Source organism: Actinospica durhamensis (assembly GCF_018139695.1).
GTDB classification, from domain to species: Bacteria; Actinomycetota; Actinomycetes; order Streptomycetales; family Catenulisporaceae; genus Actinospica; species Actinospica durhamensis.
Genome location: NZ_JAGSOG010000670.1, coordinates 1 through 627 on the forward strand (window position 1 = coordinate 1; position 627 = coordinate 627).

The 627-nt window shown below is 71.0% G+C and carries 1 protein-coding gene; it reads right to left on the bottom strand.

Annotated elements, in window-relative coordinates:
• Nucleotides 1-130 precede the first annotated feature (130 nt).
• On the bottom strand, nucleotides 131-520 hold the full coding sequence (locus KDL01_RS41655) for a VOC family protein (protein WP_246577716.1): 390 nt from the start codon (nucleotides 518-520) through the stop codon (nucleotides 131-133).
• Nucleotides 521-627 lie beyond the last annotated feature (107 nt).

The following is a 627-nucleotide window of genomic DNA, read 5'->3' on the forward strand; positions in this document are numbered from 1 at the left end:
CCGCCACCCCCGTCGTCGGCCGCCCCGCGCCGGGCCGCCACACGCCGCCGCACGCCGAAGCGGCCAGGCCCCCGCACCAGCGGTGACCCGGCCGCCCCGGCGCCGAGCTCTTACATCCTCGGCCCGCCGCTCAGTCCAGCACCTGCGCGATCTCCCAGGTGTTGCCCGCCGGGTCCGCGAACGCCGCCGTACGCCGCCCCCACGGCCGGTCGATCGGCCCGTTGAGCAGCGTCACGCCGTGTGCCTCGAGCTCGGCGCACACCGCGTCCGCGTCGTCGACCTCGATGGTCAGCAGCGCCCGCGACCCGCCGCGCTCGGCCACCGGCACCGGCTCGACCAGCATCGGCGCCTCGGAGACGTCCAGCAGATTGATGATCAGATTCGAGAGCTTGACCACCGCCGAGTTCTCGTCCTCCCAGATCACCGGGAGGCCGAAGACCTCCGTATAGAACTTCTTGGACGCCGGCACGTCCTCGACGAAGAAGGTGATGACGTCGAGCTTGCCGAGTGCCTTGATCATGGTGCTCCTCACTTGGGTGACTCCTCGCGACGGATCGCGCTCGTGGTCACGACGAACCGCCCCGCCCGCTCTGGACATCCCACCAGAACCGTTTGCCGCCCGGACTC

Coding starts and splice junctions, on each gene's coding strand:
- KDL01_RS41655 (WP_246577716.1), bottom strand. CDS start 520: ATGATCAAGGCACTCGGCAAGCTCGACGTCATCACCTTCTTCGTCGAG.